This window comes from uncultured Gimesia sp. (assembly GCF_937919775.1).
Lineage (GTDB): Bacteria > Planctomycetota > Planctomycetia > Planctomycetales > Planctomycetaceae > Gimesia.
In genome coordinates this window covers 1-3,449 of the sequence record NZ_CALFPF010000549.1, presented here as the reverse complement: position 1 = coordinate 3,449, position 3,449 = coordinate 1, and the positions used below count along the sequence as shown (strand labels likewise).

General features: G+C 47.3%; 4 protein-coding genes. All 4 read left to right on the top strand.

Annotated features, from left to right (window positions below; all coding sequences use genetic code 11):
- On the top strand, positions 1-214 hold a 214-nt coding region (locus Q0294_RS15800), incomplete at its 5' end, for a hypothetical protein (protein WP_299467372.1).
- A gap of 111 nt (positions 215-325) precedes the next feature.
- A complete protein-coding gene (gene mraZ / locus Q0294_RS15795) occupies positions 326-781 on the top strand; it encodes a division/cell wall cluster transcriptional repressor MraZ (RefSeq protein ID WP_299467370.1) in 456 nt (151 codons plus the stop codon).
- Positions 782-1,476: 695 nt separating this feature from the next.
- On the top strand, positions 1,477-2,388 hold the full coding sequence (rsmH, locus tag Q0294_RS15790) for a 16S rRNA (cytosine(1402)-N(4))-methyltransferase RsmH (protein ID WP_299467368.1): 912 nt from the start codon (positions 1,477-1,479) through the stop codon (positions 2,386-2,388).
- A 91-nt stretch (positions 2,389-2,479) separates the two neighbouring features.
- Positions 2,480-3,449: hypothetical protein (locus Q0294_RS15785; RefSeq protein WP_299467366.1), on the top strand; the 970-nt coding region annotated here is incomplete at its 3' end.

The window sequence follows — 3,449 nt, the reverse complement described above, 5'->3', positions numbered from 1 at the left end:
CTGCCCTCTTTCAGAAGATGGCGGAGAATGCGCAAAATACTGTGAAAAAAGAGTTTACGTGGGACTCAATTGCCCGGAAATACGAACTGGTTTACGAGAAGATCCTGTCTATCAGGTGACTGATTTTGAACAAAAAACCGACTTCAAACCTGGTCGGGAACAACAAAATTTAAAAATCCTTAAAGTCACAATCCCAATTATGATAAGTATCTAGGTCATTTCAAGTTCCCCGATTTCTGCTCTGTCTTTCAATCTTGCTTGACGATTCGAATCTGGCTGGTAAATTCATCACTCTGTGGTGAATAGTGGTGGCAAGTGGGGATCAATGGCGTTAACGGGAACCTTCAACAAGATTCTGGACGGAAAACGTCGATTGGCAATTCCCAAACGGCTCAAGGAAGAGCTTGTTGATCAGGATTTTACCCAGATTTACATTGCACCGGGAACCGCATCAGTATTGTTGCTTTACTCAGAGAAAGGATTTGAACAGCAGGCACAACGATTGACAGAGTATTCGAAAAATGGTCCGGAGGCAGCCCAGTATCTGCGTCTCTATTATGCACGGGCTGAGAAAGTGGAAGTCGATTCTCAAGGGCGTATCTGTATTCCCGAACGTCTGGCTGAACTGGCCAAGCTGGAGCCTAAACAGGAGGTGGTTTTGATTGGAGTTCAGAATCATGCAGAAATCTGGAGCAGTGAGCGATGGGAAACCTATCTCAATCATCATGGACCGAATTTTGATGAGATGGCCATAGAGGCCTTTGGTCAGATGCCCTGGTAGTTATTTGGCGACATGTGGAACATTTCGCTGATGGCGATCAATTTGAATAAATAGTTGTAAAGACGAAACGAAACAAAAGTGTTGTTCAAGGAGGAAATCAAGGGACTCTTCCGCTGGCTGCCGGGCTTTGCGGTTTGAAGGTGAAATGGATGTCACCTGTGTGTGCTCAGAAAATTGGGTTGGGCCACCAGTCGTTCGTCTCCTGATACAAGTGGAATGGATGCTGCTTGAGACGGATGGCTTCAGGGGTCCCTCCTTGAACAAGATAAAAGGGAATCAAGGAGAGATTTCTTTTCTCTCTCCTCTTAACAGGGGGCTTAATTCAAGCCATTTCAACCCGGATTCGGGTTTATTGAAGCGATTTCAACATCATTCAGACCAATCTGCATCGAACCCGGACCTCAACGCTTTCGTTAAATGCGATCTGGAAGTAGACTTAGGTCTCGGGCTTTTCTACTTTTCAAAAAACTTTAACTGATCTTGTCAAAAAAACGAGTTTTTTCTAAACTCCCCGCGTTTGAGTGTCAGTCTGGTTCTTCAGCTTGATTCACAAACAGTCTCTCAGAGTTTCACTTCAAAAGTCTCTACCCCCCAAATAACCAAATTATCATTTCTACTATCAGTCAAACAGATCTTGTCTGTTCGATGAGTGATGGATCATTTTATTTAGAATCGTTACCAAGTGAATGTCAGGTATGTCCGGTGATCAGAAGCGGCCCGTCCATTTACCGGTCCTGTTGCGCGAAGTTATTGAGCAACTTGATTTAACTCCCGGACTGGTGGTTGTTGACGGAACGGTGGGAGCCGGAGGTCACAGCCAGCATATTCTGCAGAGAATTGGTGCAGAGGGAACATTAATCGGTTTGGATCGTGATGCGATGATGCTGAATTTTGCCGGAGAAAAATTAGAGTTGGAAAAATTGTCGGCCGGGCAATGTCACCTCAGGCAGGCCAGTTACGCAGAGCTTCCCGCAGTTCTGGAAGAATTAGAATTGGAATCCATTGATCGAATTCTGCTGGACCTGGGGTTGTCTTCAGATCAGTTGGGAGACGACGAACGCGGATTTGGGTTTGAATCAACGGGCGAGCTGGATTTACGGTTCGATATCAGAACAGGAGTTCCCGCCTGGAAACTGCTGGAAACACTTTCAGAATCAGAGTTATGCGAAATATTGGAAATATACGGTGAGGAACGATTCAGTCAGCGGATCGCGAGCGAGTTGGTCAAACAGCGGAAAACGGCACCTATCAGAACCGCGGCGGAATTAATCAAAGCCGTTCAGCAAGCCATTCCCTCCAAGGCGTTGGCCTCGGCCAGGAAAAATCCGGCAACGCGCGTGTTTCAGGCGTTACGGATTGCCGCGAATCAGGAACTCAAGCAATTAGAAATCATGTTGGAATCTGTATTACCACAGGTACTGAAGCCGGGAGGCAGAGCTGCGATTATCAGCTTTCATTCTCTGGAAGATCGTCTGGTCAAACAGGCTTTTAAAAATCAGGCGATCTGGAAAAATTTAACACCGAAACCCATTATTGCCACGCAGGCCGAACAGCGGGTCAATCCACGCTGTCGTACTGCAAAGCTGCGGGTTGCTATGAAAACCTAATCATCACTACTCAATTTGGCTGGTAGGCAGACAGTTTTCTGTTTGTCTGAAAAAGACAATTTGTTCGTTTAATTGGAAATGGTTCAGAGCCATGACTGAAGAAAAAAAATCAGAAAAAACAGCGGCAGAAGAAGACTGGGGAGTCGAAAAACCCAAATCAGGCATTGCCATCGAAACCAAAGTGGGGCTTTGTCTGATTTGTATCCTGCTGAGTGCGTTTGGTCTGGTCGTGTACCAGAAGATCAATCGACCTCAGGAGGCCCTGGCTGTCAACGGTCCTGTAGAGAGCACCCCGGAAGAGGATCAGCAAAAGGAAGCAGATCCGTTTGCTGAGGGAAAATCTGATGCTTCGGCTCAGGTGGCAGGTCAGTCCACCGGGATGGAATCGCAGACCGGTAACTCCGGGTTTTCAACTCCATCAGAGGGACAAAACCAGGAAAATCCTTTTGCAATGCAGCAGCCGGCTTCTCAGGGAAGCGATCAGTTTTCCCGGAATGCGTTTGAGAATCAGAGCGAACCGCAACAGCCAGTGGAGATCGCTGCGAAGCAGGCAGACCAAGGCTTTCAACAGTTTGATCCCCCGGCTGGTACGAACAATGAATTTGCGAATCCCGCCCAGAATGAATTTCAGGCAGAGCCAGCGACTTTTGATAATGCCAGGCAGGATCCTTTCTCCGGAAAAGATCAATTTGCACAACAGCCGGGAACAAATCCACAGACAGCTTCGCAGCAGAACGCTTTCAACAGCGAGCCGCAAGCCGAATTTTCACCCGCTGCAGAAGGAGCGAATTCGGGTTTGATGGAACAGCCGGCGGCAAATGAATTTGCTCAGGCAGCAGGCGGCGCGACAGGCGCCGTTCAGGTTGAAGAAGATCCGTTCGGCGGGGCAGCAGTGCAACCGGGACAAAATATGCCGGCACAACCGCAGCAACCTGCAGAAAATGGTTTTGATAATTTTGGACTGTCAGAAGAAACGAATTCCGCACAGATGCAAAATTCTGAAGAACTTCCTGCAAAAACAGCGAAAGTCAAAATTACCGATATTTCCAGTCCCAAAGAAA